The following is a 25,885-nucleotide window of genomic DNA, read 5'->3' as shown; positions in this document are numbered from 1 at the left end:
TATGAACTCTGTGACTGGCAAACGGCCCGCAGGTTTAATCGAAAGGCCGATTAAGGCGCAAAAACCTGCGTGCAATCTGACCGGTCAGTCGAACAACGTTACCGCCCCCCGCACTCTTGCGAGGCGTGAGTGAGTCGAAAATACCCACCTCGGTGCAAAACCGATGCTCCGAAAGGCCCGATCTAGAGCCTCCCGCCAGAACAATCAATTCTGTTGATTATTACCATTGCGTTTATGAACTTTTATATCGACTTATCGAGAGTAGCATTGCCCTCGTACCCACTTTATCGCCCTCCCAAGGAGCAACCCATCATGAAACGCCAATTACTGCTCAGCCTTACCCTGTCGATGCTAGCCAGCACTGCTTTCGCCCTGCCGGCTGCCGACCAAGCCACGCCACAAGTCAAAGACAACCACTCGGTGTTCAGCCAAACCCTCGCCGAAGACGGTTATGACCGCACTCCACAGGGTCAGACCCTGGCCGAAGATGGCTACGACAAAACCCCACAAGGTCAACTCGCCGAGAACGGTCGCAACCGTCTGGAAGAAAAAGGCCTGGTAGAAGACGGCTACGACAAGACTCCACAAGGCCAGGCTGTCGCCGAAGGTGGCCGTGATCGCCTGGAAGAAAAAGGTCTGGTGCAAGACGGTTCTGATCGCACCCCACAAGGCCAAACCCTTGCATCCGATGGCTCCGATCGCACCCCACAGGGTCAGACTCTGGCGTCCGACGGTTCCGATCGCACTCCACAAGGTCAAACCCTGGCTGAAGATGGCTATGACAAAACCCCACAAGGTCAGCTTGCCGAAGGTGGTGGTGACCGTGTGATCGAACGCAACAGCGCTGTGAGCTAAGCCCGTGGCGGCCTCGAAAAAAAGCCCAATCGACGGATTGGGCTTTTGACTTTTCAGGCGCTGGTAAAAGATCCCGCAAAAATCCCCGCTGCACCGTCCTGCCGTTCGACGCCGATAAAGCCGATTTGCTAGAGTGCGGCGCTTGTCCTGCCGAAGAACACACTCTGCGATGCTGCCCCGCGCCGAACAGAAACAACAGACCCGCAACGCCCTGATGGACGCTGCCCGCCACTTGATGGAAAGCGGCCGAGGATTCGGCAGCCTGAGCCTGCGCGAAGTGACGAAAACCGCCGGGATTGTGCCCACCGGTTTCTACCGGCATTTTGCCGATATGGACGAGCTCGGGCTGGTGCTGGTCAGTGAAGTCGGCCAGACCTTTCGCGAAACCATCCGCCTGGTCAGACACAACGAATTCGTCATGGGCGGCATTATTGATGCCTCGGTGCGGATCTTTCTCGATGTGGTCAGCGCCAACCGTTCGCAGTTCCTGTTTCTCGCCCGCGAGCAGTACGGCGGTTCGCAGCCGGTGCGTCAGGCCATTGGGCGCTTGCGCGAGAACATCAGCTCCGACCTGGCGGTTGACCTGACCCTGATGCCCAAGCTTCAGCATCTGGACGCGGCCGGGCTGAGCGTTATGGCCGACCTGATCGTTAAATCGGTGTTTGCCACCCTGCCCGACATCATCGACCCGCCGCCCGAAGCGTTGCCGGAGCATTTGACGCCGCAAGCGAAGATTACCCAGCAACTGCGCTTCATCTTTATCGGCCTCAAGCATTGGCAAGGCCTGGGCAGCACTGAGTAGCTCCCCTCTTCCCGCCACACCACAAATCCCCTGTAGGAGTGAGCCTGCTCGCGATAGCGGTCTATCAGTCAAATTGTTGCTGACTGACACACTGCAATCACGAGGAGGCTCACTCCTACAAAGGTGCGGCGTCACGGCCTCCATTTGGTGCATTAAAAAATCTTCACGCACCAAAACCTTCCATATTCCTGCAACATCTTGAAACATCCACTACGCTCCGACAGGGATTTCCTACATCTCGTCCGATTGGCAAGGCCCTTGCTCTAGCCTGAGCATTGTCCATAGCTGGAAGTTTTCCGATGCTGGTGATTCACCGCAGAATCGACCCCCAACCCGTCTGGGCCGCTGAATTGCACCTGACCTTCGAAGCGCGGAGTAAAAGCCGTTTGCGCTGTTTCAGTGCCGAGGGTGAAGACGTCGGGTTGTTTTTGGAGCGTGGCCAGGCGCCGCTGCATGACGGCGAATGCCTGCAAGCCGAAGATGGCCGAATCGTCCGCGTTTGCGCGCGTCCCGAACAACTGCTGCACGTCACCTGCGCCAACGCTTTCGAATTGACCCGCGCCGCGTATCACCTCGGCAATCGCCACGTGGCCCTGCAAGTTGGCGATGGTTGGCTGCGCCTGCTCGACGACTACGTGCTCAAGGCAATGCTGGAACAACTCGGTGCACAGGTCGAAGCCATTGAAGCGCCGTTCCAGCCGGAACACGGTGCCTACGGCGGCGGCCATCACCATTCACGTCACGGCGACGAAGATTTCAACTACGCGCCAAAGCTCCATCAGTTCGGCGTGCGCCTGTGAATCCGGCCTGGGCGCTGCTGCGCCTGGCCAGTCCGCAACTGCCGATTGGCGGCTACAGCTATTCACAAGGCCTGGAAATGGCGGTGGATAACGGCCGGGTGAACAGCCCCGACAGTGCGCGACGCTGGATCAGTGATCAGTTGCTGCTCAATCTGTCGCGCTTCGAAGCGCCGCTGTTGCTTGACCATTGTCAGGCGGCGGCGGATGAAAACTGGGCTGAGCTACTGCAGATCAGCGAAGGCCATCGCGCCAGCCGCGAAACCCGCGAGCTGCATCTGGAGAGCCGGCAGATGGGCTATTCGTTGCAGCAACTGCTCAACGGCTTGCCGGAACTCGACGCGCCCGCCCGCACCTTTCTCCAACAATGCAGCGAACCGCATCTGGCGCTCTGCTGGGCACTGGCCGCGCGCGCCTGGGGCATCAGCCCGCAAGACGCCCTTGCCGCATGGCTGTGGAGCTGGCTCGAAAACCAGCTCGCGGTCTTGATGAAAACCCTGCCGCTGGGCCAGCAAGCCGCCCAACGCCTGACCAGCGAACTGCTGCCGCTGTTGCAACAAGCCCAGCAGGACGCGACCCGAATCAATCCTGAACACATTGGCAGCGCCGCATTCGGGCTGTCATTGGCGTGCATGGCCCACGAGCGCCAGTACAGCCGCCTCTTCCGCTCTTATCTTGGAGAAACAAGCATGAACACACAACCTCTGCGCGTCGGCATCGGCGGCCCGGTCGGTTCCGGCAAAACCGCGTTGACCCTGGCCCTGTGTCTGGCGCTGCGCGAGCGCTACAACCTCGCCGTCGTGACCAATGACATCTACACCCGCGAAGACGCCGATTTTCTGGTGCGCAACGAAGCCCTCGCGCCAGAACGCATCATCGGCGTGGAAACCGGCGGCTGCCCGCACACCGCGATCCGTGAGGACGCCTCGATCAACCTTGAAGCGGTCGATCAACTCAACCGACGCTTTCCCGGGCTGGATCTGATTCTGGTGGAGTCCGGTGGCGACAACCTGTCGGCGACGTTCAGCCCGGAACTGTCCGACCTGACCATTTACGTGATCGACGTTTCGGCCGGCGACAAGCTGCCACGCAAGGGTGGGCCCGGTATCTGCAAGTCCGACCTGCTGGTGATCAACAAGATCGACCTGGCGCCGCTGGTGGGTGCCTCGCTGGAGATGATGGACAGCGACACCAAACGCATGCGCAACGGCAAACCGTTCGTCTTCAGCAATCAGAAAACCGGTCAGGGTCTGGAAGAGATCATCGCCTTCATCGAACGTCAGGGCCTGCTGACTGCTGCCTGATTCACGACTTATCAACAAGGAAGCTTATTCATGACACTTAAACGCATTCTTGGCGCACTGGCGCTGCTGCTGACCCCGGCGCTGGCCTTTGCTCACCCGGGACATGGCGACAGCGGTTTGATCGCCGGCATCAGTCACCCGATTGGCGGTCTCGACCATTTGCTGGCGATGGTCGCTGTTGGTTTGTGGGCGGCGCAGCAACAAGGCGCGGCGCGCTGGGCGCTGCCGTGCACGTTTGTCGGCACCATGCTGATCGGCGGCATGCTCGGCTTTGAAGGGCTGGAATTGCCGGCGCTGGAAGGCGGGATTGCCGCATCGGTGCTGGCGCTGGGTCTGGCGGTGGCGCTGGCGGTGCGTCCGCCACTGGTGATGGCGGTGGCGGCAACGGCGGTGTTTGCGCTGTTCCATGGTGTCGCGCATGGCCTTGAATTGCCTGACATGACCAGCCCGTGGGCGTATGCCGCAGGTTTCGTCGCCGCTACGGCGGTGTTGCATGCGGCGGGTTATGCGCTGGTGCGCGTCCTGCCTCAGGCTGCTGCACCGCTGGTGCGCCTTGCAGGTGCGGCCTCGGCGGTGACCGGTGCCTGGTTGCTGGCCGGCTGATCTCTATCGCCTGAACCGTCCTCATCGCTGGCAAGCCAGCTCCCACAGGTTTTGTGTACGACAATCCTGTGGGAGCTGGCTTGCCAGCGATGACGGCCGATCAGACACGGAGCCGCTAATGTCGGTCTCTCTGCTACCATGTCGCGCAATCGCCCCAGCCGTGACGACGTCCGCCCATGCCCCACGCTTCCCGCTCCACCTCCCTGCCTGAATTGACCGCCCTGTTCAGCGAAGTGCAACAGCATTTCGTCAACGTGATCGTGCCCCTCTGGCAAGGTCCGGGCTGGAATGCCGACATGGCGCTGCCTTACGAGGCGCTGGATGCTGCGCATCAACCGCTGCCAGCGCAACGCTATCGGGCAATGGCCTGCGCACGACAGCTCTATCTGTTTTCCAGTCTGATCGGGGTTGTGGATAACGCGGGCGTTCGCGCGGCGGAGCTGTTCCGCTCGCTGCAACGGCACTTCCACGATGCCGAGCACGGCGGCTGGTTCTACAGCATCGATGCGCTGGGCAAACCGCTGGATCAGCGCAAGGATCTCTATACCCACGCGTTCATCCTGTTCGCTTGCGCGCATTACTGGGAAAAGTCCCGCGAGCCGCTGGTCGAGTCGACGCTCAACGCGGCGCTGGAGATCATCGGCCGACGTTTTGCCACGGGTGACGGCTTGTACGAAGCGTGCCTTGAGCGCGACTGGATCACCTTGCAAACCGGTCCATTGCAGAATCCGCTGATGCATTTGGCCGAAGCCTTTCTCGCGACATTGTCAGTGCGTGAAGACGCGGCAACGCAACAAGCGCTGCTTGAGTTATGCACAGCCATGCACAAGCAGTTCGTCGACCCGCAACACGGCGTGCTGATGGAGAAGCCGCTCGGGGCTGTGGATAACTGGTATGAGCCGGGGCATCAGTTCGAGTGGTACTTCCTGCTGGAGTCATCAACGCTGCTGCGCGGTTCGAAACTGCATGCTGCACTTGATCGCGCCTTTGCCTTCACCGAGCAATATGGCGTGGTGCAGCCATCCGGCGCGGTGCGGGCGATGCTTGATCTGGAAACGGACGGTCGGCCGAAAGATTCGACTCAGCGGATCTGGGCGCAGGCTGAATATTTACGGGCGTTGACGTTGCGGCCAGCCAGTGAAGCGGCGGTGCTGCACCAATTGCAGGCGTTGCAGCAGCGGTTTCTGCATGCCGGTGGCTGGCATGAGTGCCGGGATGCGCTGGGGGACGTCAGCCGCAAGGACATGCCGTCGACGACGCCGTATCACCTAGCGACTTGCTACAGCGGCTTGGCTGAATACCTGCACTGATTTCATGCCAATGAGATCCACTGTGGCGAAGGGATCCACCGTGGTGAAGGGATTTATCCCCGATGGGGCGCGAAGCGGCCCTAAAAAGCAGGGCCGCTGCGCAGCCCATCGGGGATAAATCCCCTCACCACAAATCCGCTCTCACCACAGATCCGGATTACATCAGGCGATCCACTTCTTGTCTCCGGTAAAGCTGATGGTCAACCAGCGCGCCGCATCCGGTTTGCCCAGCTTCGCCGAAATCTCCTCCCGTAACACATCCAACTGGCCAACACTGCTCAGCGCATAGTCCGCCGGCAACACCACATGAATCTCGATAAACCGCGCTCGCCCGTGCTTCTGCACGTAGGACACGTAGTCGTCGAAACCATGCTCAACCTTGGCGGCCTCCATCACCAGGCGCACCTGCTCATCCAGCGTGTCCGGCGCAATCCCCAGGACATCCCGCAAAGCGGGTCCGAGGATCTTGAACGCCGGCGGCAACATGGTCAGCGCCAGCACGATCAGGATTAGCGGGTCGACGTAAACCGCCCACTGACCATAGCCCTGGGACTTGAGCAGCAGCGCCGCAAGGAAACTGATCAACAGGCCTACCGAGAGCATCGCATCCACCAGCCAACTGATGTTGTCGAACTGAATCAGCGTGGATTTGAGCTTGCGATTGCGCCGGCGAACGTAGAAGAAATAAGCGAACTCAACCACGGTAAACACCGCGGCATAAATGATCACCAGCCCCAACTCGATCTCGCGACCGCCATTGATGATGCCGAACACACCGTTGAGAAACGCGTAGATCGCGATCAACAGCAGGAAACTGCCTTCGATCAGCAGCACCATCGGCTCCAGATGCCAGAAGCCGAACTGGAAACGGTGATTGCTTTGCTTGGCGATCAACTTGGCAGTGATCAGCATCAAGACTTTGATGAACGTTGCGATCAGCGAAAAAAAACCATCGAACATGATGGATTGGGAACCCGATACAAAACCGGTGACGATCCCGGCGATCGACACCGCGAACATCAGGATGGTCGATTGCTTGAGCAGCGACTGCTCACCTCGGTTACTCACTTTAACTCCTCGAAAAACCTTGAAAACCGCAGGGTGCGGTTGGGTTGTTGCGAGAGGAGTTTACCTTATCGCCGGTTTACCCATTTTTGTGGCGAGGAGCTTGCTCCCGCTGGGGTGCGAAGCGCCCCAAAAAGGACTGCTACGCAGTCCAGCGGGAGCAAGTTCCCTCGCCACAGGATTTGATGTCAGGCCTTGTTACGCTCGATCGCAAACCCAGCCCAGGTCTGGCTCACCGGCATCAACTCAAGGCTGTTGATGTTGATGTGCGCCGGCGCATTCATGACCCAGAAAATCGTCTCGGCGATGTCTTGCGGCTGGATCGGCTCGGCACCGGCGTAGGTGGCGTTGTAACGCTCCTGATCGCCAGCGAAACGCACCAGCGAAAACTCGCTCTCGCACAGCCCCGGCTCAATGTTGCTGACCCGCACACCCGTGCCCTGCAAGTCGCAGCGCAGGTTCAGCGAAAACTGTTTAACGAACGCTTTGGTCGCGCCATACACGTGGCTGCCCGGATACGGATAGTTACCGGCAATGGAGCCGAGGTTGACGATACCGGCGCCACGACCATGGGCGATCAGGCGCGGCAGCAGCAAGCGCGTGGCGTACATCAGGCCTTTGACGTTGGTGTCGACCATGGTGTCCCAATCGTCCAGATCGCATTTCGGCGCCGGGTCCACGCCCAGCGCCAGACCGGCGTTGTTGATCAGGCCACGCAGTTTGGCGAACGATGGCGGCAGGTTGGCAATCGCCTCTTCCATCGCCTTGCGGTCACGGACATCGAGGACCAGACCGTGCACTTCAGTCTGCTTCGACAGTTCGGCGCACAGGGCATCAAGGCGTTCTTCACGACGGCCGGTCAGCACCAGTTTCCAGCCAGCCTCGGCAAAACGGCGGGCGCAGGCTTCACCAAAACCGGACGTTGCGCCGGTGATAAACAGGGTGTTGGACATCGTGTTCTCCTTGCTTCGGCCACCGGAGCAGCCCTGAAATAGAAAATCAGCCAGCAGCATGCCCGGCCCGTGAATATCGGGCAACACCTGCGGCAGCTCCTGCATGGACGCATTTCAGCTCAAAAAATGATCAATCGTCGAAACGCCATACAGGGCGTGGCCTGTAGCCATGTGCGCGCACGTTATCCACAAGCCCTTCCACAGTTTCCGGGGGCAAGTGAAAACGCGCAAAGCCGCGCCACACAAGGCTTTGCGCGGAAAATAGAAAGTTTTTTGCTTGACCCTGACGCGGCAGATGTGCGGGACATGGCATTTTGCACGACTGCACAGTCACGGCGGTGATTGCGCCGGGCCAGTAATTACGCCGCTTAGCGCAGTCTTTCCAGAGTTTAGTCACAGACTTATCCACAGGATGGTTCACACGGAATCGGCTGCTCGAACTCGACTATAAAGAGGTTGACAAAGACGTCTGCCGCTATCGCAAAAACGCCTGATCAAAAAACACTCACACACCTGCAAGCCACGTATTACAAGGGCTTCAGCCAGCTACTCCCACGTTATTCACAGCCAGCTCCACAGCAAACGGGGACAAGTCAAAACTGTGGAAAAACAGCCATTTGCAGCGTCTATATGTCGCGCTTTGGCAGGTAGCGGAATTTGTTTTCCACAATTTCGGAATCGGGCATGGATCAACTGTAGGAGTGAGCCTGCTCGCGATGGCGATGTATCAGCCACCGGTGATGGCGAATGGGAAACCGCGATCGCGAGCAGGCTCACTCCTACAGGGTTTACAGTGAGTTTGAGATATAAAAAACCCCGACATTTTCGCGTCGGGGTTTGTGGACAACTTAAGAGGAATCAGTGCCCGCCCAGATAAGCGTTACGCACCTCCTCGTTCACCAGCAACTCCTTACCCGTGCCGGTCAGGCGAATCTCGCCGTTGACCATCACATACGCCCGATCCGACAGTTTCAACGCATGGTTAGCGTTCTGCTCAACGAGGAAAATGGTCATGCCGGTTTTGGCCAACTCGCGCAGGGTCGCGAAGATCTGCTTCACCACGATCGGCGCCAGGCCCAGGCTCGGTTCATCGAGCAGCAACAACTTCGGCCGGCTCATCAAGGCGCGGGCGATGGCAAGCATTTGCTGCTCGCCGCCCGACATGGTCATCGCCCGTTGCGTGCGTCGTTCCTCAAGCCGCGGGAACAGTTCGAACATGCGCTGCATATCTTCTTTAGCGTACTTGTCACCAATTGGAATGGTGCCCATCAGCAGGTTTTCCTCGACGGTCATGTCGGGGAACACCCGCCGCCCTTCCGGCGACTGCGCAATGCCGTTGGAGGCGATGTAGTGCGAAGACTTCTGGGTAATGTCGACGCCTTGATAAAGGATCTGCCCGCCCGCAGCCCGTGGCTGGCCGAAGATCGACATCAGCAATGTCGACTTGCCGGCACCGTTGGAGCCGATGAGGCTGACGGTTTCGCCTTCGTTGATCTGCAGCGAAACGCCTTTGAGTGCCTGAATAGGGCCGTAGAACACGTCCAGGTCTTTCAGTTCGAGGATTGGTTGGGTCATACCAGCTCCTCTTCGTCGGCGCCCAGATAGGCCGCAATCACTTTCGGATCATGGCGGATGGCTTCCGGTCCTCCTTCAGCGATGACAATGCCGTGGTCCAGCACCACGATGTGGTCGGAAATGCTCATTACCATGCCCATGTCGTGCTCGATCAGCACCACGGTCAGATCGTGCTCGTCGCGCAGCAGCCGGATCATCGCGCTCAGCGCTTCTGTTTCCTGAGGATTGAGGCCGGCGGCCGGTTCGTCGAGGCAGATGATCTGCGGCCGCGTGCACATGGCCCGGGCGATTTCCAGACGGCGTTGCTGGCCATACGAAAGCTCACCGGCGAGACGGTTGGCGCAGTCCACCAGATCGACCACTTCCAGCCAGTAGAACGCGCAATCCAGCGCGTCGCTTTCGGCCTTGCGGTAACCCTTGGTGTTGAGGATGCCGGCGAGCATGTTGCGGTTGACCCACATGTGCTGCGCCACCAGCAGGTTTTCCAGCACCGACATTTCCTTGAACAGGCGAATGTTCTGGAAAGTCCGCGCCAGGCCTGCGCGGTTCACCAAGTGAGTGCCACCGAACATCTTGTAATACAGGCGGCTGAGGAAGGATTTCGGCGAAACGAAATCGGTTGGTTTGAACGACTCACCGAGCAGTTTGATGACGTTAGTCTTCTGGCCGCGCACGTTGAGTTCGATCTTGCCGCCCGAGGCCTTGTAGAAGCCGGTCAGGCAGTTGAACACCGTGGTCTTGCCCGCGCCGTTAGGGCCGATCAGGGCGAAGATCGAGTTGCGTTTGACCTTCAGGCTGACATCGCTCAAGGCCTTGATGCCACCGAAGTGCATCATCAGTTTTTCCACAGAGAGTACGACTTCACTCATGGCGCAGTCCTCTCATAGTGAATGGCACCTTTGCGTGGAGTGACCCCGGTGCGGCTGATGCGGATCAGCCCACGTGGTCGCCAGATCATCATCAACACCATCAGGATGCCGAACAGCAGCACGCGATATTCAGCAAAGCCGCGCAACAGTTCCGGGGCGACGGTCAGCACGAATGCGGCGATCACCACGCCGATGGTCGAACCCATGCCGCCGAGCACGACGATGGCCAGAATCAGCGCCGATTCGAAGAAGGTGAACGAGGTAGGGTTGACGAAGCCTTGATAGGTGGCGAAGAACACCCCGGCAAGACCGGCGGTCGATGCACCGATAGTGAATGCCGAGAGCTTGACCAGTACATGGTTGAGGCCCATTGAACGGCAGGCAATTTCATCTTCACGCAAGGCTTCCCAGGCGCGGCCGACCGGCATTTTCACCAGACGATGCTTGATGTACAGCACGGCCAGGACCACGAGGAACAACACTGCATAAATGAAGTAGTACTTCACGTCCGGGTTGTAGGCGATGCCGAAGAACTCGTGAAACGGTACCCCGCCATCCTTCGCCCGTTTGCCGAACTCCAGACCAAAGAACGTCGGCAACGGCGCCGGCATGCCGTTCGGGCCGCCGGTCAGCGACAGCCAGTTGTTGAGGATCAGTCGAATGATTTCACCGAAGCCCAACGTCACGATCGCCAGATAGTCGCCGTGCAGGCGCAGCACCGGGAAACCGAGAATGCAACCGGCCAGACCCGCCGTGATCGCCGCCAGTGGCAGCACGGTCCAGAAGCCCAGCCCCAGATACTGGTAGCCGAGCGCCAGACCGTAGGCACCGATGGCGTAGAACGCCACGTAACCGAGGTCGAGCAGACCGGCCAGCCCGACCACGATGTTCAGCCCCAGCCCCAGCAGCACGTAGATCAACCCGAGGATGACCACGCCCAGCAGGTAGGAGTTGGAGACAAATGGCACGATGACGGCCAGCACAATCATCAGCGGGATGATCCAGCGCAGGCGTGATTTGTGATCGGCAGGCAACACATGCACGCCAGAACCGGTGCTCTCGAATCCGTCGAGAATCTTCAGGCCCTTGGGCGTTTGCAGGAACAGGCTGAGGGCAAAGCGGCCAATCATGACGATGCCAATCAGCCACGCTACACGGGTCGGTTCAAGGTTGAAGCTGTAACCCTCAAGAACGACGCCGACAATCGGCCCGAATACGATCAGGGCAATCAGGCCGGCCAGAATCGCCTCAACCAGGCTTTTTTTGATATCAATGCTTTTTGGGGTGGTTGAAGACATCGCTTACACCTTCGACACAAGAGGACGGCCCAACAGGCCCTGCGGCCGGAAGACCAGAACAAGTACGAGCAGCGAGAAGCTGAACACGTCTTTGTAGTCGGAGTTGACCAGGCCGGAGAACAGCGACTCGGAGATCCCGAGAATGATCCCGCCGAGCATCGCTCCGGGCAGCGAGCCGATGCCGCCGAGCACCGCTGCAGTGAACGCTTTGATGCCGATGACGAAACCCGCGTAGAAGTCGAACGTGCCGTAGTTCATGGTGATCAGCACGCCGGCCAACGCCGCCATGGCTGCACCAATGATGAACACATAGGAAATCACTCGGTCGGTGTTGATCCCCAGGATCGAGGCCATCTTGCGGTCTTGCTGAGTGGCGCGGCACATACGGCCGAGCTTGGTGTACTTGATCACGTAGGTCAGCAGGCCCATGCCGACGAACGCGGCCACGAGGATGAAGATCTTGGTGTAGGTCAGCTGGACGAAGCCGGTGCCGATATCGATGCGCCAGGCGCCGGTGAGTAGCGTCGGAACACCCTGTTGGCGGGCGCCCTGACTGATCTGGGCATAGTTTTGCAGAATCAGGGAGATACCGATGGCACTGATCAGTGGTGCCAGCCGGGTGGAATTGCGCAGAGGTTTGTAGGCGACTCGCTCAATGACCCAGCCATACACCGCGGTGACGACGATGGTGAAGATCAGTGTGCCGAGCATCAGCAGCGGGAAGGATTCGATACCGAAGTACGCCAGCAGAGCCAGACTGATTGCCGCCAGGTAAGCGGAAATCATGTAAACCTCGCCGTGGGCGAAGTTGATCATGCCGATGATGCCGTAGACCATTGTGTAGCCGATGGCGATCAGGCCGTAGACCGACCCGAGGGTCAGGCCGTTGACCAGTTGCTGCAGGAAAATACCATCCATAACGCAATCTCACGCAATGAGAACCTGCACACCTGTGGGTGTGCGGCTCTTCCAGGAAAAATACAGATGTACGTCGGAGCAATGTCAGCCACGATCAGCCTGATCACCACCGCCCCCTGTAGGAGTGAGCCTGCTCGCGATGACGGAATCACAGACAACCTATTCGTTGAATGTTGCACCGCTATCGCGAGCAGGCTCACTCCTACAAAGGATCTGCAGGGATCAACTGATCGCGTCAGCCCTTACTTCTGTTTTTCCAGCTGGTGGTATTTGCCGGTCGCATCCCACTGGTAAACCACGTAGTCGGAGACTTTCAGGTCACCCTTGGCATCCCAGGTTTTTTCGCCCATGACGGTTTTCACCGGGTTGGCTTTCAGCCATTTTGCAGCGTCTTCGCCCTTGTTCGACTTGGCGCCGTTGAAAGCGGCGGCCAGGGTCTGAACCGAAGCGTAGGCGTACAGGGTGTAGCCTTCTGGCTCGGTGCCGGCCTTGCGGAACGCGTCCACAACGGTCTTGCTCTCTGGCAGCAGACGCGGGTCGGCGCCGAAGGTCATCAGTACGCCGTCAACGTATTGCGGGCCGCCAGCGGTGGTCACCAGTTCGTCGGTGACGATGCCGTCGTCGGACATGAATTTCACGTCTTTCAGGCCTTCGGTACGCAGTTGTTTGACCAGTGGACCGGCTTCCGGGTGCAGGCCGCCGAAGTAGACAACGTCGGCACCGGCCGCGCGGATCTTGGTCACCAGGGCGCTGAAATCTTTCTCGCCACGGGTCAGGCCTTCATAGATGACCGGCGTCACGCCGCGCTTGATCAACTGGGCCTTGGTCGCATCGGCCAGGCCTTGACCGTAGGTGTCCTTGTCGTGGATGACCGCCACTTTCTTGCCCTTGAGCACATCGACGATGTAGTCGCCGGCGACGATGCCTTGCTGGTCGTCACGCCCGCACATACGGAACATCGCGCTCAAGCCGCGCTCGGTAACTTGCGGGTTGGTGGAACCTGGAGTGATCGCAATGATGCCGGCTTCGTCGTAGATCTCGGAAGCTGGAATGGTCGAAGAGGAGCAGAAGTGACCGACCACACCGGCGACTTTCTGGTTGCTCAGGTCCTTGGCGACCGTCACGGCCTGTTTCGGCTCGCAAGCGTCATCACCCTTGACCAGCTGGATTTTCTCACCGTTGACGCCGCCCGCCGCGTTGATGGCGTCCGCTGCTGCCTGTGCACCCTTCATGTACTGCTCGCCAAATGCCGCGTTGGCGCCCGTCATTGGACCCGCTACGCCGATTTTGATATCAGCCTGAGCAAACGCAGAAACACCCAACGCAGTAGCCACTGCGAGGGCCAGAAAGCCTTTCTTGTAAAACGTCTGGGACATGAGGTGGTGCTCCAAGGTTTTTTTTAGTTGGCACTGCGACTTCACTTCACTGAATGCTCAGAGCAAGGGCCGTGCCATCGGTTTTTTATTCTTCAAAAAGTCGCTGCTTTCTTGTTATTTCGACTGTTTCGTTCCCATTTTCATTGGGCGTGCAACCGTCTAAACCGCGGAAGGTGAAACCGTTTATTTTTTCAGGCGCAACCCGCCTGCGCCATCATTGCAACCGCGGCACCAAACGACGTGCAACCAGCCTGTAACAGCCCGCGTCACCGAACTGCACACTGCTGGTGCGGGACTGCTACAACCCGCACCATTACAGGCTAGTCGCTGCATCGGAAAGCGCCGCCTCCGGCAACAAATTTCAACACTCAGATGACGATGCGCAGGCACTGGCCCGCGTGATACAGCGAGAACCCCGCCTCGTACAGGCAGCTGCGCAAGCCCACGCCGGCCAAGGGCTGCATCGGTGCAAAGGGAATCGGCAGCGCTTGCCGATTACCGTCACACAGATAATCCGCGAAGGCTTTGCCGACCACGGTGCCGGTGGTCACGCCACGGCCGTTATAGCCGGTGACGGCCACCAGGCCGGGCGCGGGTTCGAACAGACGCATGAGGTGATCGGGGGTAAACGCGATACGCCCGGTCCAGGTGCATTCCCACTCGACCGGCTTCAGATTGGGGAAGTAATGCTGCTGCACGCGATCGGCCCAGGCCTTGAGAAACCAGGCCGGTTTCTGATTGCCATTGCCGAGACTGCCGAGCAACAGGCGCCCTTCTTTATCGCGGCGAATGCTGCTCAATACCTGGCGCGTATCCCAAGAGCCCTGCCCGCCCGGAAGAATCTCCTGCGCGGCATCTTCGGTCAGCGGCACCGAGGCCACTTGATAGTAATAACCGGGGAAGAAGTTGCGCTTGAGTTCAGTCCAGTCGCCTTCGGTGTAGGCGTTTGAGGCGATGACCACCTGCTCGGCCTGCACCGAACCCTGTTCGGTCTGCACGGACCAGTTTTGGCCGATGCGTTCAAGGCGAGTGACCGAAGAATGATCAAACATCTGCCCACCGAGCCCCATCACGGCGTTAGCCAACCCGGTGACGTAAGCCATCGGATTGAGCGTGCCCGCTCGGCGATCTAACAACGCAGCGGCGATCTTCTGCGTGCCCGTGGCTTGCTCGCACGCCTTGCCGGTGAGCAATTCGACCGGAGCACCACGGCGTTTCCATTGCTCCTCACGACTGCGCAGATCGGCCTCGCCCTTGGCGTTGTGCGCCATGTGCAGGGTGCCTTCACGGCGTAACTGGCAGTCGATGTGGTACTTGTCCACAAGGCTGAAGACCAACGCGGGCGCAGCACCGAGCATGCGATTGAGCTGGCTGCCGACCGCTTCGCCGAAACCGGCTTCGATCTCGTCCGGCGCAATCCACATGCCGGCGTTGACCAGCCCGACGTTGCGTCCGGACCCGCCATGACCCGCGCGATGAGCTTCGAGTACACAGACGCTTTTGCCTTTTTCCAACAGATGCAGCGCCGCCGACAATCCGGTAAACCCGGCGCCGATAACGCAGACATCGACTTTTACCTCGCCCTTGAGCGCGGTGTTATCCGGCCTTTGTGGCGTGAGTTTTTCCCACAGACATTCTTCGCGTAACGGCATTGCCAGACTCCAACAGAAACCTGCCAAACACACTGTTGATCCTGTGGGAGCGAACCCTGTGGTGAGGGGATTTATCCCCGACGGGCTGCGTAGCGGCCCCAAAACCTGCAATCGCGTATTGCCAGACAAACCGCATACAACTGTTTTGCGGCTGCTGCGCAGCCCGACGGGGATAAATCCCCTCGCCACAAGGGTTCACTCCGACAAGGGAGTTCTCATCGATCAGTCGAACGTGATGCCCTGCGCCAGCGGCAGCTCCAGCGAATAGTTCACTGTGTTGGTCTGGCGGCGCATGTAACCGCGCCATGCATCCGAACCCGATTCACGGCCGCCGCCGGTCTCCTTCTCGCCACCAAACGCGCCGCCGATTTCCGCACCGCTCGGGCCGATATTGACGTTGGCGATGCCGCAGTCGCTGCCGACCGCCGACATGAACTGCTCGGCTTCACGCACGTCGGTAGTGAAGATGCACGACGACAGGCCCTGCGGTACCGCATTGTTCAAACGCAGCGCTTCGTGGAAATCGCTGTAGCCGACCACATACAAAATCGGCGCGAAGGTTTCACTGCACACCACATCGCTCTGCTCCGGCATTTCGACGATGGCCGGCGACACGTAGTAGGCATTGGGGAATTGATCTTCGAGTTGGCGCTTGCCACCAAACACCCGGCCGCCCTCGCTCAGCGCCTGCTCCAGCGCATCCTGCATATTTTCGAAGCTGTGCTTGTCGATCAGCGGGCCGACCAGATTGCCTTCCAGCGGGTTGCCAATGCGCACTTTCGAATACGCGGCTTTGAGGCGGGTGACGATTTCTTCTTTCACCGACTCGTGGGCAATCAAACGACGCAGCGTGGTGCAGCGTTGCCCCGCAGTGCCGACCGCGCTGAACAGAATCGCACGCACCGCCATGTCCAGATCGGCGCTTGGGCCGAGGATCATCGCGTTGTTGCCACCCAGTTCGAGAATGCTGCGAGCAAAACGTGCAGCGACTTTCGGCGCCACTTCGCGGCCCATGCGCGTACTGCCGGTGGCGCTGATCAGCGCGACACGCGGGTCATCGACCAGCGCCTCGCCTGCATCGCGACCGCCGATAATCACTTGGCACAGGTTCGCCGGCGCATCGGTAAAATTCTTCACCACACGATCAAACAGCGCCTGACAGGCCAGCGCGGTCAGCGGGGTTTTCTCCGACGGTTTCCACACCACCGGGTTGCCGCAGACCAGCGCGAGCGTGGTGTTCCACGCCCACACCGCGACCGGGAAGTTGAACGCGCTGATCACACCGACCACGCCCAGCGGATGCCAGGTTTCACGCATGTGGTGGCCCGGACGCTCGGAGGCGATGGTCAGACCGTACAGCTGACGCGACAGGCCGACGGCGAAATCGCAGATGTCGATCATCTCCTGCACTTCGCCCAAACCTTCCTGAGTGATCTTGCCCGCCTCCCAGGAAACCAGTTCGCCGAGATCATTTTTGTATTCACGCAATACTTCGCCGAACTGACGCACCAACTCACCGCGACGCGGGGCCGGCACCTTGCGCCAGGCCTCGAACGCATGATCTGCGCGACTGATGTGCTGCTCGACTTCGGCCGGGCCTTCCCAGTTCACGGCGGCAATACGGCTGCCATCGATGGGCGAATGCACCGGCACTTTGCCGTTTTGATAAAGGGCCGGGTTCACACCAAGACGGTCAAGCAATGCGGCAACCATGGGTCACTCCTCAAGCGAAAAACTGAATGTGTGCGGGCGCTTTTTCGCGACCGGGCAGGCCTTTAGTTGTAGCGTCACAATGGCGAGGCAACAAACGACCTTTACGCGAGATATCATTCCGTTTATTCATGCTGAGCATAGAAAGACAAGAAAAAGGGATCACCCATGCTGAACAAACGCCACTTGCCATCGATTACTGCGTTGCAGTGCTTCGAGGCCGTGACCCGGCACCTGAGTTTCACCCGGGCCGCCGAGGAGCTGAACCTGACCCAGAGTGCAGTCAGCAAACAAGTCGCACAGCTTGAAGAGTTGCTACAGCATTTGTTGTTCCGCCGCGTGCGCCGCCGTTTGCAGATGACGCCTGCTGGAGATTTGTACTTGGTGGAAGTACGAAAAATCCTCACGCAGGTGGAAATGTCGACCCATTACCTGCGTTCCTACGGCGGTGAGACTGAAGTCCTGCGTGTCTCTACACCGTCGACTTTTGGTGCCCGCTGGCTGGTGCCGCGCCTGAAAGGCTGGCGTTTGCGTCATCCGTCGATTCATCTGGATTTGTGCAATGAACAGGAAGCCGATGATCTGCTGCAAGGTCGCAGCGATCTGGCGTTCTATTTCGGCCAGGGTTCACGGCCGGGGACTGAATGTTTGAAGTTGTTCGGCGAAGAGTTGGTGCCGGTGTGCGCGCCCGGCAGCCTGCCCGATCAGCCGTTCACTGACCCTACGCAACTCACCGATCTGGTCCTGCTGCAAAACGCCTCGCGCCCGCAGGCCTGGCACGACTGGTTCGACAGTCAGGGCTATCACACCGAACACAGCTACCACGGCCCGCGTTTCGAAACCTTTTATATGTGCATCCGTGCCGCGCAAGTTGGCTGCGGTGTGGCGCTGTTGCCACGGTTTCTGGTGGAAGAGGAATTGGCCGACGGCAAACTGGTCATTCCATGGCAGCATGCAATGCCGAGTTCCGACGCCTATTACCTGGCCTACCCCGAGCATGCGGCGGAAGTGCCGAAGGTGCGGGATTTCGTCAAATGGATGCTCGAACAGATCGACAATCCAGGCTGACATCTGCGCCCTGTGGCGAGGGGATTTATCCCCGATGGGTCGCGCAGCGGCCCCAAAATATCAAGAGCGACAACTGCTTCGCAGCCGGTCGGGGATAAATCCCCTCACCGCAATAGACCTGACCCAGAACAGAAATTGCTGGCAATCCCCACCGCTGATATGCGCCACTAGCGCCATCGATTGAGACCGCGCCACAGCGCGGCGCACCTGGAGACCCTTTATGAGCGAGAGTGTGTTTGCCGATCGCATCGTGCAGAACCTGCTCGACACCGACTTCTACAAACTGACGATGATGCAGGCGGTGCTGCACAACTACCCCAACGTCGAAGTCGAATGGGAGTTCCGTTGCCGTAATAGCGAGGATCTGCGCCCGTATCTGGCCGAGATCCGCTATCAGATCGAGCGTCTGGCCGAGCTGAGCCTGAGCGCCGATCAACTGAGTTTTCTGGAGCGCATCAGCTTTCTGAAACCGGACTTCCTGCGCTTCCTTGGGCTGTTCCGCTTCAACCTGCGCTACGTGCACACCGGCATCGAGAACGGCGAGCTGTTTATCCGTCTGCGCGGGCCGTGGCTACATGTGATTCTCTACGAAGTGCCGTTGCTGGCCATCGTTAGCGAAGTGCGCAACCGCTATCGCTACCGCGAAACCGTGCTCGAACAGGCGCGTGAGCAGCTCTATCGCAAGTTCGACTGGCTGACCGCCAACGCCTCGGCTGACGAGTTATCGCAACTGCAAGTCGCCGACTTCGGCACTCGCCGGCGGTTTTCCTACCGGGTACAGGAAGAAGTGGTCAACGTGCTCAAGCACGATTTCCCCGGCCGTTTCGTCGGCACCAGCAACGTCCACCTGTCGCGCGAACTGGACATGAAACCGCTGGGCACCATGGCCCATGAATGGATCATGGCTCACCAGCAACTCGGCCCGCGGCTGATCGACAGTCAGATCGCCGCGCTTGATTGCTGGGTCCGCGAATACCGCGGCTTGCTGGGGATCGCCCTCACCGACTGCATCACCACCGATGCTTTTCTCGGTGATTTCGATCTGTTCTTTGCCAAGCTTTTCGACGGTCTGCGCCACGATTCCGGGGATCCTGTGGTCTGGGGCGAAAAATGCATCGCGCACTATCACAAGCTCGGTATCGACCCGATGAGCAAGACCCTGGTGTTTTCCGACAGTCTGACCTTGCCCAAGTCGCTGGAGATATTCCGCGCACTGCACGGTCGGATCAACGTCAGCTTCGGCATCGGCACCAACCTCACCTGTGACATTCCGGGTGTTGAACCGATGAGCATCGTGCTTAAAATGACCGCATGCAACGGCCAACCGGTGGCGAAGATCTCCGACGAGCCAGGCAAGTCCCACTGCAAAGACCCGAATTTCGTCGCCTACTTGCGACATGTTTTCCAGGTTCCTGCCGATTCCCGTCTATCTAGCAAGGAGTGAATTCATGCAAGCCGTACAGCGTGAGATTGCGCAGCAGCTCAAGGTGCAACCGCCGTTCGCCGACTACCAGGCCTTGCAGGCCGAAGTCGCACGGCGCATTACCTTCATTCAGGATTGCCTGGTCAACTCCGGGCTCAAAACGCTGGTGCTGGGCATCAGCGGCGGCGTCGACTCGCTGACGGCGGGCCTGCTGGCCCAGCGCGCCATGCGTGAACTGCGCGAGCAAAGCGGCGACAACAGCTACAAGTTCATCGCTGTGCGCCTGCCGTACGAAACCCAGTTCGACGAGCACGACGCCCAAGCCTCAGTGGACTTCATCGCCCCGGACGAACGCCACACCGTCAACATCGGCCCAGCGGTGAAGTCGCTGGCCAGCGAAGTCGCGGCGTTTGAAGGCAAACACGCGGTGTCGGTGGATTTCGTCCTCGGCAACACCAAGGCGCGGATGCGCATGGTCGCCCAGTACACCATTGCCGGCGCGGCGCATGGGCTGGTGATCGGCACCGATCACGCGGCGGAAGCGGTGATGGGCTTCTTCACCAAATTTGGTGATGGTGCCTGCGACCTGGCGCCGCTCAGCGGTCTGGTGAAAAACCAGGTTCGGGCGATTGCCCGCAGCTTTGGCGCGCCCGAGTCGCTGGTCGAGAAAGTCCCGACGGCCGACCTTGAGGATTTGTCCCCGGGCAAACCGGACGAAGCGTCGCATGGTGTGACGTATGCCGAGATCGATGCGTTCCTGCACGGCGAGCCGGTACGTCAGGAAGCGTTCGACATCATCGTCGCGACGTACAACAAGACCCACCACAAACGCGTGATGCCGTTTGCGCCGTAATCGGTGATGGAATGAAAAAGCCCGCTGAGGAGTGATCCTCAGCGGGCTTTTCTTTGGCCATTGCATTCACTGATGCGGATGGCCCCTTCGCGAGCAGGCTCGCTCCTACATTGACGGTGTGAACCTGTGGGAGCGAGCCTGCTCGCGAAGAACGATGACGCGAAGGTCCTGATTACTTAACAGTAATGGTGCCTTTCATCATCGAGATGTGGCCAGGGAACGAGCAGAAAAAGCCGTAGCCGCCATCTGCAATCTTCGCCACGTCGAAGGTCAACGAGTCGGTTTCCTTGGCGCCGATGATTTTGGTGTGGGCGATGATGCGAGCATCGCCTTCTTTCAGGTAATTCTTGTCGATGCCGGCGGCCAGGCCATCGGTGGCGATTGGCTGCATGTCAGCTTCTTTGCTGATCACCAGGTTATGGCCCATGACGTTCTTCGGCAGGCTGCCGGAGTGGGTCAGTTCGACGGTGAAGGTCTTGCAGCTCTTGTCGATCACGATTTCCTTGGTGTTGAAGGACATCTGATCGGTGGAGTCAACGGTGGTTTTGCACTCGGCAGCCATCAATTGGCTGCTGGCCAGCGCCAGCAGGGATACCGCAACAACTTTGGAAAACATGGTGAATCTCCAAGGCAGGGTTAACAAAAACACTAATGGTTGAAAGACTGCCTGAAATCTTCGCAAGTTCCTATGACTTGAGTCAAAAATTGTATACAACTTTCAGGCTATGACACTCATCGACACAATCTAACGGCCAGATCAACCAGCAGAACCTATGATCGGCGCATCCCCTTGAGACGGAGTGCCAGTGATGATCTTTAACGGCCTGTTGTGCAGCCTGCTTGCCGCGTATGCCTGTGGTGCCAGCGGCACCTGCGAAATGCCCAAGCGCGAAGTTTAGCCCTTGGATCAAGGCGTGCCAGCCATTACCCTGTGACGGATTGACCCAGGAGGAAGGCATGTCTCTGAAATCCGTGTGTGTATTTTGTGGTGCCAACGCTGGCACTGTTCCGGCGTATACCGAAGCGGCCGTCGCCCTTGGCCGGGCGCTCGCCGAGCGCAAGCTGACCCTAGTCTACGGCGGTGGCGCCGTGGGTTTGATGGGTATCGTTGCCGATGCGGCATTGGCCGCTGGCGGTGAAGTGATCGGCATCATTCCGCAAAGCCTGATGGACAAGGAAATCGGCCACAAAAGCCTGACACGCCTGGAAGTGGTCGATGGCATGCATGCGCGCAAGGCGCGGATGGCCGAACTCAGCGATGCGTTTATCGCGCTGCCCGGCGGCCTCGGCACGCTCGAAGAGCTGTTTGAAGTCTGGACCTGGGGCCAGCTCGGCTATCACGGCAAGCCGTTGGGCTTGCTGGAAGTGAACGGTTTCTACAGCAAACTCACTGCATTTCTCGACCATATCGTCGGCGAAGGCTTCGTTCGCGCGCCACACCGTGACATGCTGCAAGTGAGCGAATCGCCGCAAACGCTGCTCGATGCCTTGGATAACTGGAAGCCGACCGTCACGCCAAAGTGGGTCGACCAAAAACCCGGTTAACCCTCTGACGTCGATACAGGGCAGAATACGCGCCGCTCAACCTCACCTTCGACCCTAGAGGATCGCCCATGGCCAAACCCAATTACTCCTTCGCCAAACGTCAACGCGACTTGGCAAAGGAACAGAAGAAAGAGGAAAAACTTCAGCGCAAGAAACAAACCGCTGAAGAAGCAGCACTGAACCCTGAGGGTGAAGTGGCAACGGAAGACGATGTTGATGCAACTGAAGCACCGAAAGATCAGGCGCCCGACGCCTGAGCCCCACCGGGTTTGATGATCGAATCAGACCCTGCGGATTTGTGACGGGGCTGGCGGTTTCACTGCCGGCCCTCACAGCCCCCTTTCCGAACACCCCAATTCCCTTGTCGGAGTGAGCCTGCTCGCGATAGCGGCGTATCAGTCAAACATCTGCTGCCTGACACCCCGCTATCGCGAGCAGGCTCACTCCTACAGTTTGATCTGCGTTAATCCAGGGGCATCACGGTGACGCGTACTTCCGGATCGTGGTTGCCGCCGCCGAGGATCACCCCGCGTAGCGGCGACACATCGGAGAAGTCCCGGCCCCAGGCCAGCGTGATGTGCTCCAGCGCAGGTTGCACGTTGTTGGTCGGATCAAAATCCACCCAGCCCAATACCGGGCAAAACACCGACACCCACGCATGCGATGCATCGGCGCCGATCAATCGCGGCTGCCCCGGTGGCGGCTGGGTCAGCAGATAGCCGCTGACATAACGCGCGGCCAGGCCGCGGGAGCGCACACACGCCAGCATCAGATGCGCGAAGTCCTGACAGACCCCACGCCGCCGCTCCAGCACTTCTACCAGCGGCGTCGCCACCTGGGTGGCCTCGGCGTCAAAGGTGAATTCACTGAAGATCTTCTGCATCAACGCCTGCACGCCCATCAGCAACGGCTGCCCCGGCGCAAAACAACTGTGCGAGAACTCGACAAAACTGCGCTTCAAATGCACGTACGGTGACTGAAAACGATAGCGGCAAGCCTCAAGCAAATCGGCAGACAACGGCTGGCTGCTGTAGGTCAGCGCGTCGCGGGTCTGCTCCCACGCGGGGGATTGATTGAAGTCGAGCGCCGGCCGCGCCAGCACTTCGACGCTGAGCCGCGCATTGACCTGCAACTCATCATGCGGTCGCTCGAACGCGAGTCGGGTCAGCGGATTGCCGAATACATCCAGCTCATCGCGCCGCGCCGTCGGCTCCGGACTGATCAGCAGTTGCCGTTCGGTGCAACGCTGCCAGGTGCATTCACGAGGCCACAGATGCGCCAGTTGCTGCGCCAGCGAAACCGGGCTGTCGTAGTGATAACAGGTGTCGTGGAAAATCTGGTACTGAGCACTCATCAGACGGACACCGTACGCTGGCTGACATCATCGACGTGAGCAAAATGGCGCAGGGCCAGGCGATCCGAGACTTGCCCACTGGCCTCGGCAATCTCTTGCAGCAAGTCCGCCAGACCATCGAGCGCCGCACGCACGCTGGACTCACCGAACAACGGGTTTTCCAGACAGCCCAGATCGAATCGCGCCAGACGCTCGACCAGTGATGACAAACCCGCCTCCCGTGGCGCAGCGAAATCATCGTTCAAACGTTTCACCGTGCGGGTGACCAGTTTCAACTGGAACAACACCGCGTGCGGGTTCTGCTCGTCGAGCAGCAACAGGTCGAGCACTGGAATCAGCTGCGCCACCGCCAAATAGCGTGACCGATAAGTGATGCTGCTGTTGCCCAGCTCCAACAGCCATTCCAGCCCCGCCTGATCGAACGCCCCGGCGCCACGCAGAAACGCCGCGAGGCTGCTGCTGAGAAACTGCAGGCGCTCGATACGGCGGCCGATCATCAGGAAGCGCCAGCCCTCGTCGCGGGTCATGTCGTCCAGGGCAAACCCGGACAGCGCCGCCAGTGACATCACCAGACGGTTGAGGAAATCCAGCAACTCGCCGAAATCCGGCTCATCGGTGTCCAGCTCCATCGCTTCGCGCTGCAATTCCACCAACGCCTGCCAGTTCTCTCGCGAGAGCTTGCCACGCACCTGCGAAGCGGCCCATTGCAAGCGTTGCAGGTTGGAGCGCAGGCTGAACGACCAGTCTTCGCCGAGCAGCGCCGCCAACAGCCGCTCCGGCAGCTCGCCTTCATCCGGCAACAGCGTCAATCGCTCACCGAGCTCGACCGCTGCCTGCAACGCTTGCGGGTCATCACCGTCGACGTAACGCGTCAGCATGATGCGCAGCAGCCGCGCACTGTCATCGCAGCGCTCGCAATAACGACCAAACCAGAACAGGTTTTCCACCACCCGCGACGGCAGGTACGGATCGCGGCGTACCAGATCGTGCACGCCGACATTGCGCTGGGTTTTCCATTGTTCGCCACTTGGCGGCCGATCACCAAGCACCCAGGTGTCCTTGCTTGCCCCGCCGCGTTGCATCGACACCACCTCGGCATCGGCCTCAGCGGCGACCCGGGTCAACCCACCGGGCAGCACGCGATAGCCGTCACGACTGGCCACCGCGTACATACGCATACCAATAGCACGGGGTTGCAGTTGACCGTCCTCAGGCTGCCAGATCGGCGCTTGGGAGAGCTGAGCCAATTCTTGCGCGACATAGGCATAAGGCCGCGCCTGCATGCGCTCAGCCAGTTGCTGACGCTGTTTTTCACTCAAATCACGACCAAACACCGGCGCGAAGCTTTGCGAGGGGAAGGCCGGTTTGATCAGCAACTCGGGGAGTTTTTCCAACGCCTGAGCCAGCACCGGCGCCTCACCGCACCACCAGGTCGCGATGGACGGCAGGATCAACTCTTCGCCAAACAGGTATTGATTTATTTTCGGCAGAAACCCGAGCAGGCCCGGCGATTCCAGCACACCGCTGCCCAATGCGTTGGCCACCAGCACGCGGCCCTGACGAACCGCTTCAAGCAAGCCCGGAACGCCGAGCGCCGAATCGGTGCGCAGCTCCAGCGGATCGCAGAAGTCGTCGTCGAGGCGGCGCATGATCGCGTGAACCCGCCGCAAGCCGCTGAGGGTTTTCAGGTAGACCGTGGCATCGCGCACCGTCAGGTCGCCGCCTTCGACCAGCGGATAACCGAGCTGGCGGGCCAGATACAAATGTTCGAAGTAGCTTTCGTTGAAGCGTCCCGGCGTCAGCAATACCACCAGCGGCACCTCATCGCCGCTCGGCGCCTGACGCGCGAGGGTTTCCTGCAAGGTGCGGAAGAAACCGGCCAGATGCTGCACCTTCAGGTCGCGGTACAACTCGGGAAAAGCACGGGAGACGATGGTGCGGTTTTCCAGCGCATAACCGGCGCCCGACGGTGCTTGCGTGCGATCCGCGGTCACCCACCAACGGCCATCCGGCGTTCGCGCCAGATCAACCGCGTACAAATGCAGAAAAGCACCTTCCGGCGGCGCGATGCCCTGACACGGCCAAAGAAAGTTATTGTGACCAAACACCAGTTCCGCCGGCAGCAAGCCTTCGCTGATCAGCCGCTGCGGCCCATACAAATCAGCCAACACAGCGTTGAGCAGCCGCGCACGCTGGGCGATCCCGGCCGCCAATTGCTGCCATTCATCCGCCGCAATCACATGCGGCAGCAGATCCAGTTCCCACGGCCGATCCGCACCTTTCGGGTCGGCATAGACGTTATAGGTGACGCCGTTTTCCTGAATCTGCCGGGCCAGCAACGCTTGACGCTGCATCAGTTGCGCCGGGGTGCTGCGCTGTAACTGATCGAACAGTCGCTGCCAGTGCGGGCGCACTGCGCCACTGCTGTCGAGCAGTTCGTGATAAGTGCCCGCCGTCAGCGGGTAGCGGTCTAGCAGGTCAGGCATGGAAAGCTCGGCAGACAGCAGGGAACGGTCAGACTAACGCAGGCACATGACGTGCGGATAGACGAAAAA

Annotated in this window: 23 protein-coding genes and 1 pseudogene; 12 read left to right on the top strand and 12 right to left on the bottom strand. The window is 59.5% G+C overall.

The features are described 5' to 3' along the window. The first annotated feature begins 312 nt into the window (after window positions 1-312). From JFT91_RS08985 to JFT91_RS08955, 7 genes and pseudogenes are all read left to right on the top strand, one after another. Window positions 313-855, top strand: a complete 543-nt coding sequence (locus JFT91_RS08985) for a hypothetical protein (protein WP_201232142.1) — start codon at window positions 313-315, stop codon at window positions 853-855. Window positions 856-1,024: 169 nt separating this feature from the next. Then, window positions 1,025-1,657 carry a TetR family transcriptional regulator gene (locus tag JFT91_RS08980; RefSeq protein ID WP_201230337.1) on the top strand — a complete coding sequence of 211 codons (633 nt, stop codon included), beginning with the start codon at window positions 1,025-1,027 and terminating at the stop codon, window positions 1,655-1,657. Between the two features lie 299 nt (window positions 1,658-1,956). Beyond that, entirely contained in the window at window positions 1,957-2,457 is a 501-nt protein-coding gene (ureE, locus tag JFT91_RS08975) for an urease accessory protein UreE (protein WP_201146872.1), read from the top strand. Beyond that, a pseudogene (locus JFT91_RS08970) lies at window positions 2,454-3,125 on the top strand (urease accessory protein UreF); the annotation flags it as partial. The gene ureE and the pseudogene JFT91_RS08970, both read left to right, overlap by 4 nt. Before the next feature lie 18 nt (window positions 3,126-3,143). Further along, the gene (ureG, locus tag JFT91_RS08965; protein WP_071174254.1) at window positions 3,144-3,758 is read left to right on the top strand and encodes an urease accessory protein UreG; all 615 of its coding nucleotides are present in this window, start codon (window positions 3,144-3,146) and stop codon (window positions 3,756-3,758) included. Window positions 3,759-3,788: 30 nt separating this feature from the next. Beyond that, complete coding sequence (locus JFT91_RS08960) at window positions 3,789-4,361, top strand: HupE/UreJ family protein (RefSeq protein WP_201232141.1); 573 nt, start codon at window positions 3,789-3,791, stop codon at window positions 4,359-4,361. Between the two features lie 176 nt (window positions 4,362-4,537). Further along, the gene (locus tag JFT91_RS08955) at window positions 4,538-5,671 is read left to right on the top strand and encodes an AGE family epimerase/isomerase (protein WP_201232140.1); all 1,134 of its coding nucleotides are present in this window, start codon (window positions 4,538-4,540) and stop codon (window positions 5,669-5,671) included. A gap of 162 nt (window positions 5,672-5,833) precedes the next feature. Here the strand turns inward: JFT91_RS08955 and JFT91_RS08950 are convergent, their stop codons facing one another. The 9 genes from JFT91_RS08950 to amaB all read right to left on the bottom strand — a co-directional run bounded on the left by JFT91_RS08950 (window position 5,834) and on the right by amaB (window position 17,090). Then, window positions 5,834-6,739: a cation diffusion facilitator family transporter gene (locus JFT91_RS08950; protein WP_201232139.1), complete on the bottom strand. Its 906-nt coding sequence runs from the start codon at window positions 6,737-6,739 to the stop codon at window positions 5,834-5,836. A 185-nt stretch (window positions 6,740-6,924) separates the two neighbouring features. Further along, a complete protein-coding gene (locus JFT91_RS08945) occupies window positions 6,925-7,689 on the bottom strand; it encodes an SDR family oxidoreductase (protein ID WP_201232138.1) in 765 nt (254 codons plus the stop codon). An 858-nt stretch (window positions 7,690-8,547) separates the two neighbouring features. After that, window positions 8,548-9,264, bottom strand: a complete 717-nt coding sequence (locus tag JFT91_RS08940; RefSeq protein WP_201230326.1) for an ABC transporter ATP-binding protein — start codon at window positions 9,262-9,264, stop codon at window positions 8,548-8,550. Next, window positions 9,261-10,133 (bottom strand): ABC transporter ATP-binding protein, encoded by an 873-nt coding sequence (locus JFT91_RS08935; protein WP_201230324.1) that lies wholly within the window; start codon window positions 10,131-10,133, stop codon window positions 9,261-9,263. Before JFT91_RS08935 ends, JFT91_RS08940 begins: the two co-directional genes overlap by 4 nt. Further along, on the bottom strand, window positions 10,130-11,431 hold the full coding sequence (gene livM / locus JFT91_RS08930) for a high-affinity branched-chain amino acid ABC transporter permease LivM (RefSeq protein ID WP_201232137.1): 1,302 nt from the start codon (window positions 11,429-11,431) through the stop codon (window positions 10,130-10,132). The genes JFT91_RS08935 and livM overlap by 4 nt, the downstream gene beginning before the upstream one ends. 3 nt (window positions 11,432-11,434) lie before the next feature. After that, window positions 11,435-12,349, bottom strand: coding sequence for an ABC transporter permease subunit (locus tag JFT91_RS08925; RefSeq protein WP_201146864.1), 915 nt, complete (start codon window positions 12,347-12,349; stop codon window positions 11,435-11,437). A 242-nt stretch (window positions 12,350-12,591) separates the two neighbouring features. Next, window positions 12,592-13,725, bottom strand: a complete 1,134-nt coding sequence (locus tag JFT91_RS08920) for a branched-chain amino acid ABC transporter substrate-binding protein (RefSeq protein ID WP_201230312.1) — start codon at window positions 13,723-13,725, stop codon at window positions 12,592-12,594. Window positions 13,726-14,093: 368 nt separating this feature from the next. Further along, window positions 14,094-15,377: an L-pipecolate oxidase gene (amaA, locus tag JFT91_RS08915; RefSeq protein WP_201232136.1), complete on the bottom strand. Its 1,284-nt coding sequence runs from the start codon at window positions 15,375-15,377 to the stop codon at window positions 14,094-14,096. Between the two features lie 222 nt (window positions 15,378-15,599). After that, complete coding sequence (amaB, locus tag JFT91_RS08910) at window positions 15,600-17,090, bottom strand: L-piperidine-6-carboxylate dehydrogenase (RefSeq protein WP_201232135.1); 1,491 nt, start codon at window positions 17,088-17,090, stop codon at window positions 15,600-15,602. A gap of 165 nt (window positions 17,091-17,255) precedes the next feature. Here amaB and JFT91_RS08905 point away from each other — a divergent pair, with 165 nt between their 5' ends. The 3 genes from JFT91_RS08905 to nadE all read left to right on the top strand — a co-directional run bounded on the left by JFT91_RS08905 (window position 17,256) and on the right by nadE (window position 20,431). Then, the gene (locus JFT91_RS08905) at window positions 17,256-18,155 is read left to right on the top strand and encodes a LysR family transcriptional regulator (protein ID WP_201232134.1); all 900 of its coding nucleotides are present in this window, start codon (window positions 17,256-17,258) and stop codon (window positions 18,153-18,155) included. Window positions 18,156-18,375: 220 nt separating this feature from the next. Further along, entirely contained in the window at window positions 18,376-19,599 is a 1,224-nt protein-coding gene (gene pncB / locus JFT91_RS08900) for a nicotinate phosphoribosyltransferase (RefSeq protein ID WP_201230301.1), read from the top strand. A 4-nt stretch (window positions 19,600-19,603) separates the two neighbouring features. After that, window positions 19,604-20,431 carry an NAD(+) synthase gene (gene nadE, locus JFT91_RS08895; protein WP_201146858.1) on the top strand — a complete coding sequence of 276 codons (828 nt, stop codon included), beginning with the start codon at window positions 19,604-19,606 and terminating at the stop codon, window positions 20,429-20,431. 172 nt (window positions 20,432-20,603) lie between these two features. Here nadE and azu read toward each other — a convergent pair whose 3' ends face one another. Then, on the bottom strand, window positions 20,604-21,047 hold the full coding sequence (gene azu / locus JFT91_RS08890) for an azurin (protein WP_201230299.1): 444 nt from the start codon (window positions 21,045-21,047) through the stop codon (window positions 20,604-20,606). Window positions 21,048-21,388: 341 nt separating this feature from the next. On the opposite strand from azu, the gene JFT91_RS08885 reads away from it, so the two are divergent. After that, complete coding sequence (locus JFT91_RS08885) at window positions 21,389-21,976, top strand: cytokinin riboside 5'-monophosphate phosphoribohydrolase (protein WP_201230297.1); 588 nt, start codon at window positions 21,389-21,391, stop codon at window positions 21,974-21,976. Between the two features lie 68 nt (window positions 21,977-22,044). Further along, window positions 22,045-22,233: a hypothetical protein gene (locus JFT91_RS08880; RefSeq protein WP_158836123.1), complete on the top strand. Its 189-nt coding sequence runs from the start codon at window positions 22,045-22,047 to the stop codon at window positions 22,231-22,233. A 206-nt stretch (window positions 22,234-22,439) separates the two neighbouring features. Here the strand turns inward: JFT91_RS08880 and JFT91_RS08875 are convergent, their stop codons facing one another. Together JFT91_RS08875 and JFT91_RS08870 are read right to left on the bottom strand one after the other, a co-directional pair. Further along, entirely contained in the window at window positions 22,440-23,330 is an 891-nt protein-coding gene (locus tag JFT91_RS08875; RefSeq protein ID WP_201232133.1) for a transglutaminase family protein, read from the bottom strand. Beyond that, window positions 23,330-25,816 (bottom strand): circularly permuted type 2 ATP-grasp protein, encoded by a 2,487-nt coding sequence (locus JFT91_RS08870; RefSeq protein ID WP_201232132.1) that lies wholly within the window; start codon window positions 25,814-25,816, stop codon window positions 23,330-23,332. Before JFT91_RS08870 ends, JFT91_RS08875 begins: the two co-directional genes overlap by 1 nt. Between the last annotated feature and the right edge of the window lie 69 nt (window positions 25,817-25,885).

It is taken from the genome of Pseudomonas sp. TH08, assembly GCF_016651275.1.
In the GTDB taxonomy this organism is placed as follows: Bacteria; Pseudomonadota; Gammaproteobacteria; order Pseudomonadales; family Pseudomonadaceae; genus Aquipseudomonas.
This window is presented reverse-complemented; position numbering and strand designations above follow the sequence as displayed.

Bases quoted from the DNA above. Each gene is read 5' to 3' on its own strand.
- JFT91_RS08980 (WP_201230337.1), top strand. From the start codon at position 1,025: ATGCTGCCCCGCGCCGAACAGAAACAACAGACCCGCAACGCCCTGATG.
- JFT91_RS08880 (WP_158836123.1), top strand. From the start codon at position 22,045: ATGGCCAAACCCAATTACTCCTTCGCCAAACGTCAACGCGACTTGGCA.
- JFT91_RS08945 (WP_201232138.1), bottom strand. From the start codon at position 7,689: ATGTCCAACACCCTGTTTATCACCGGCGCAACGTCCGGTTTTGGTGAA.
- JFT91_RS08870 (WP_201232132.1), bottom strand. From the start codon at position 25,816: ATGCCTGACCTGCTAGACCGCTACCCGCTGACGGCGGGCACTTATCAC.
- pncB (WP_201230301.1), top strand. From the start codon at position 18,376: ATGAGCGAGAGTGTGTTTGCCGATCGCATCGTGCAGAACCTGCTCGAC.
- JFT91_RS08940 (WP_201230326.1), bottom strand. From the start codon at position 9,264: ATGACCCAACCAATCCTCGAACTGAAAGACCTGGACGTGTTCTACGGC.
- JFT91_RS08935 (WP_201230324.1), bottom strand. From the start codon at position 10,133: ATGAGTGAAGTCGTACTCTCTGTGGAAAAACTGATGATGCACTTCGGT.
- JFT91_RS08920 (WP_201230312.1), bottom strand. From the start codon at position 13,725: ATGTCCCAGACGTTTTACAAGAAAGGCTTTCTGGCCCTCGCAGTGGCT.
- JFT91_RS08885 (WP_201230297.1), top strand. From the start codon at position 21,389: ATGTCTCTGAAATCCGTGTGTGTATTTTGTGGTGCCAACGCTGGCACT.
- amaA (WP_201232136.1), bottom strand. From the start codon at position 15,377: ATGCCGTTACGCGAAGAATGTCTGTGGGAAAAACTCACGCCACAAAGG.
- nadE (WP_201146858.1), top strand. From the start codon at position 19,604: ATGCAAGCCGTACAGCGTGAGATTGCGCAGCAGCTCAAGGTGCAACCG.
- livM (WP_201232137.1), bottom strand. From the start codon at position 11,431: ATGTCTTCAACCACCCCAAAAAGCATTGATATCAAAAAAAGCCTGGTT.
- JFT91_RS08960 (WP_201232141.1), top strand. From the start codon at position 3,789: ATGACACTTAAACGCATTCTTGGCGCACTGGCGCTGCTGCTGACCCCG.
- ureE (WP_201146872.1), top strand. From the start codon at position 1,957: ATGCTGGTGATTCACCGCAGAATCGACCCCCAACCCGTCTGGGCCGCT.
- ureG (WP_071174254.1), top strand. From the start codon at position 3,144: ATGAACACACAACCTCTGCGCGTCGGCATCGGCGGCCCGGTCGGTTCC.
- azu (WP_201230299.1), bottom strand. From the start codon at position 21,047: ATGTTTTCCAAAGTTGTTGCGGTATCCCTGCTGGCGCTGGCCAGCAGC.
- JFT91_RS08985 (WP_201232142.1), top strand. From the start codon at position 313: ATGAAACGCCAATTACTGCTCAGCCTTACCCTGTCGATGCTAGCCAGC.
- JFT91_RS08955 (WP_201232140.1), top strand. From the start codon at position 4,538: ATGCCCCACGCTTCCCGCTCCACCTCCCTGCCTGAATTGACCGCCCTG.
- JFT91_RS08875 (WP_201232133.1), bottom strand. From the start codon at position 23,330: ATGAGTGCTCAGTACCAGATTTTCCACGACACCTGTTATCACTACGAC.
- amaB (WP_201232135.1), bottom strand. From the start codon at position 17,090: ATGGTTGCCGCATTGCTTGACCGTCTTGGTGTGAACCCGGCCCTTTAT.
- JFT91_RS08925 (WP_201146864.1), bottom strand. From the start codon at position 12,349: ATGGATGGTATTTTCCTGCAGCAACTGGTCAACGGCCTGACCCTCGGG.
- JFT91_RS08905 (WP_201232134.1), top strand. From the start codon at position 17,256: ATGCTGAACAAACGCCACTTGCCATCGATTACTGCGTTGCAGTGCTTC.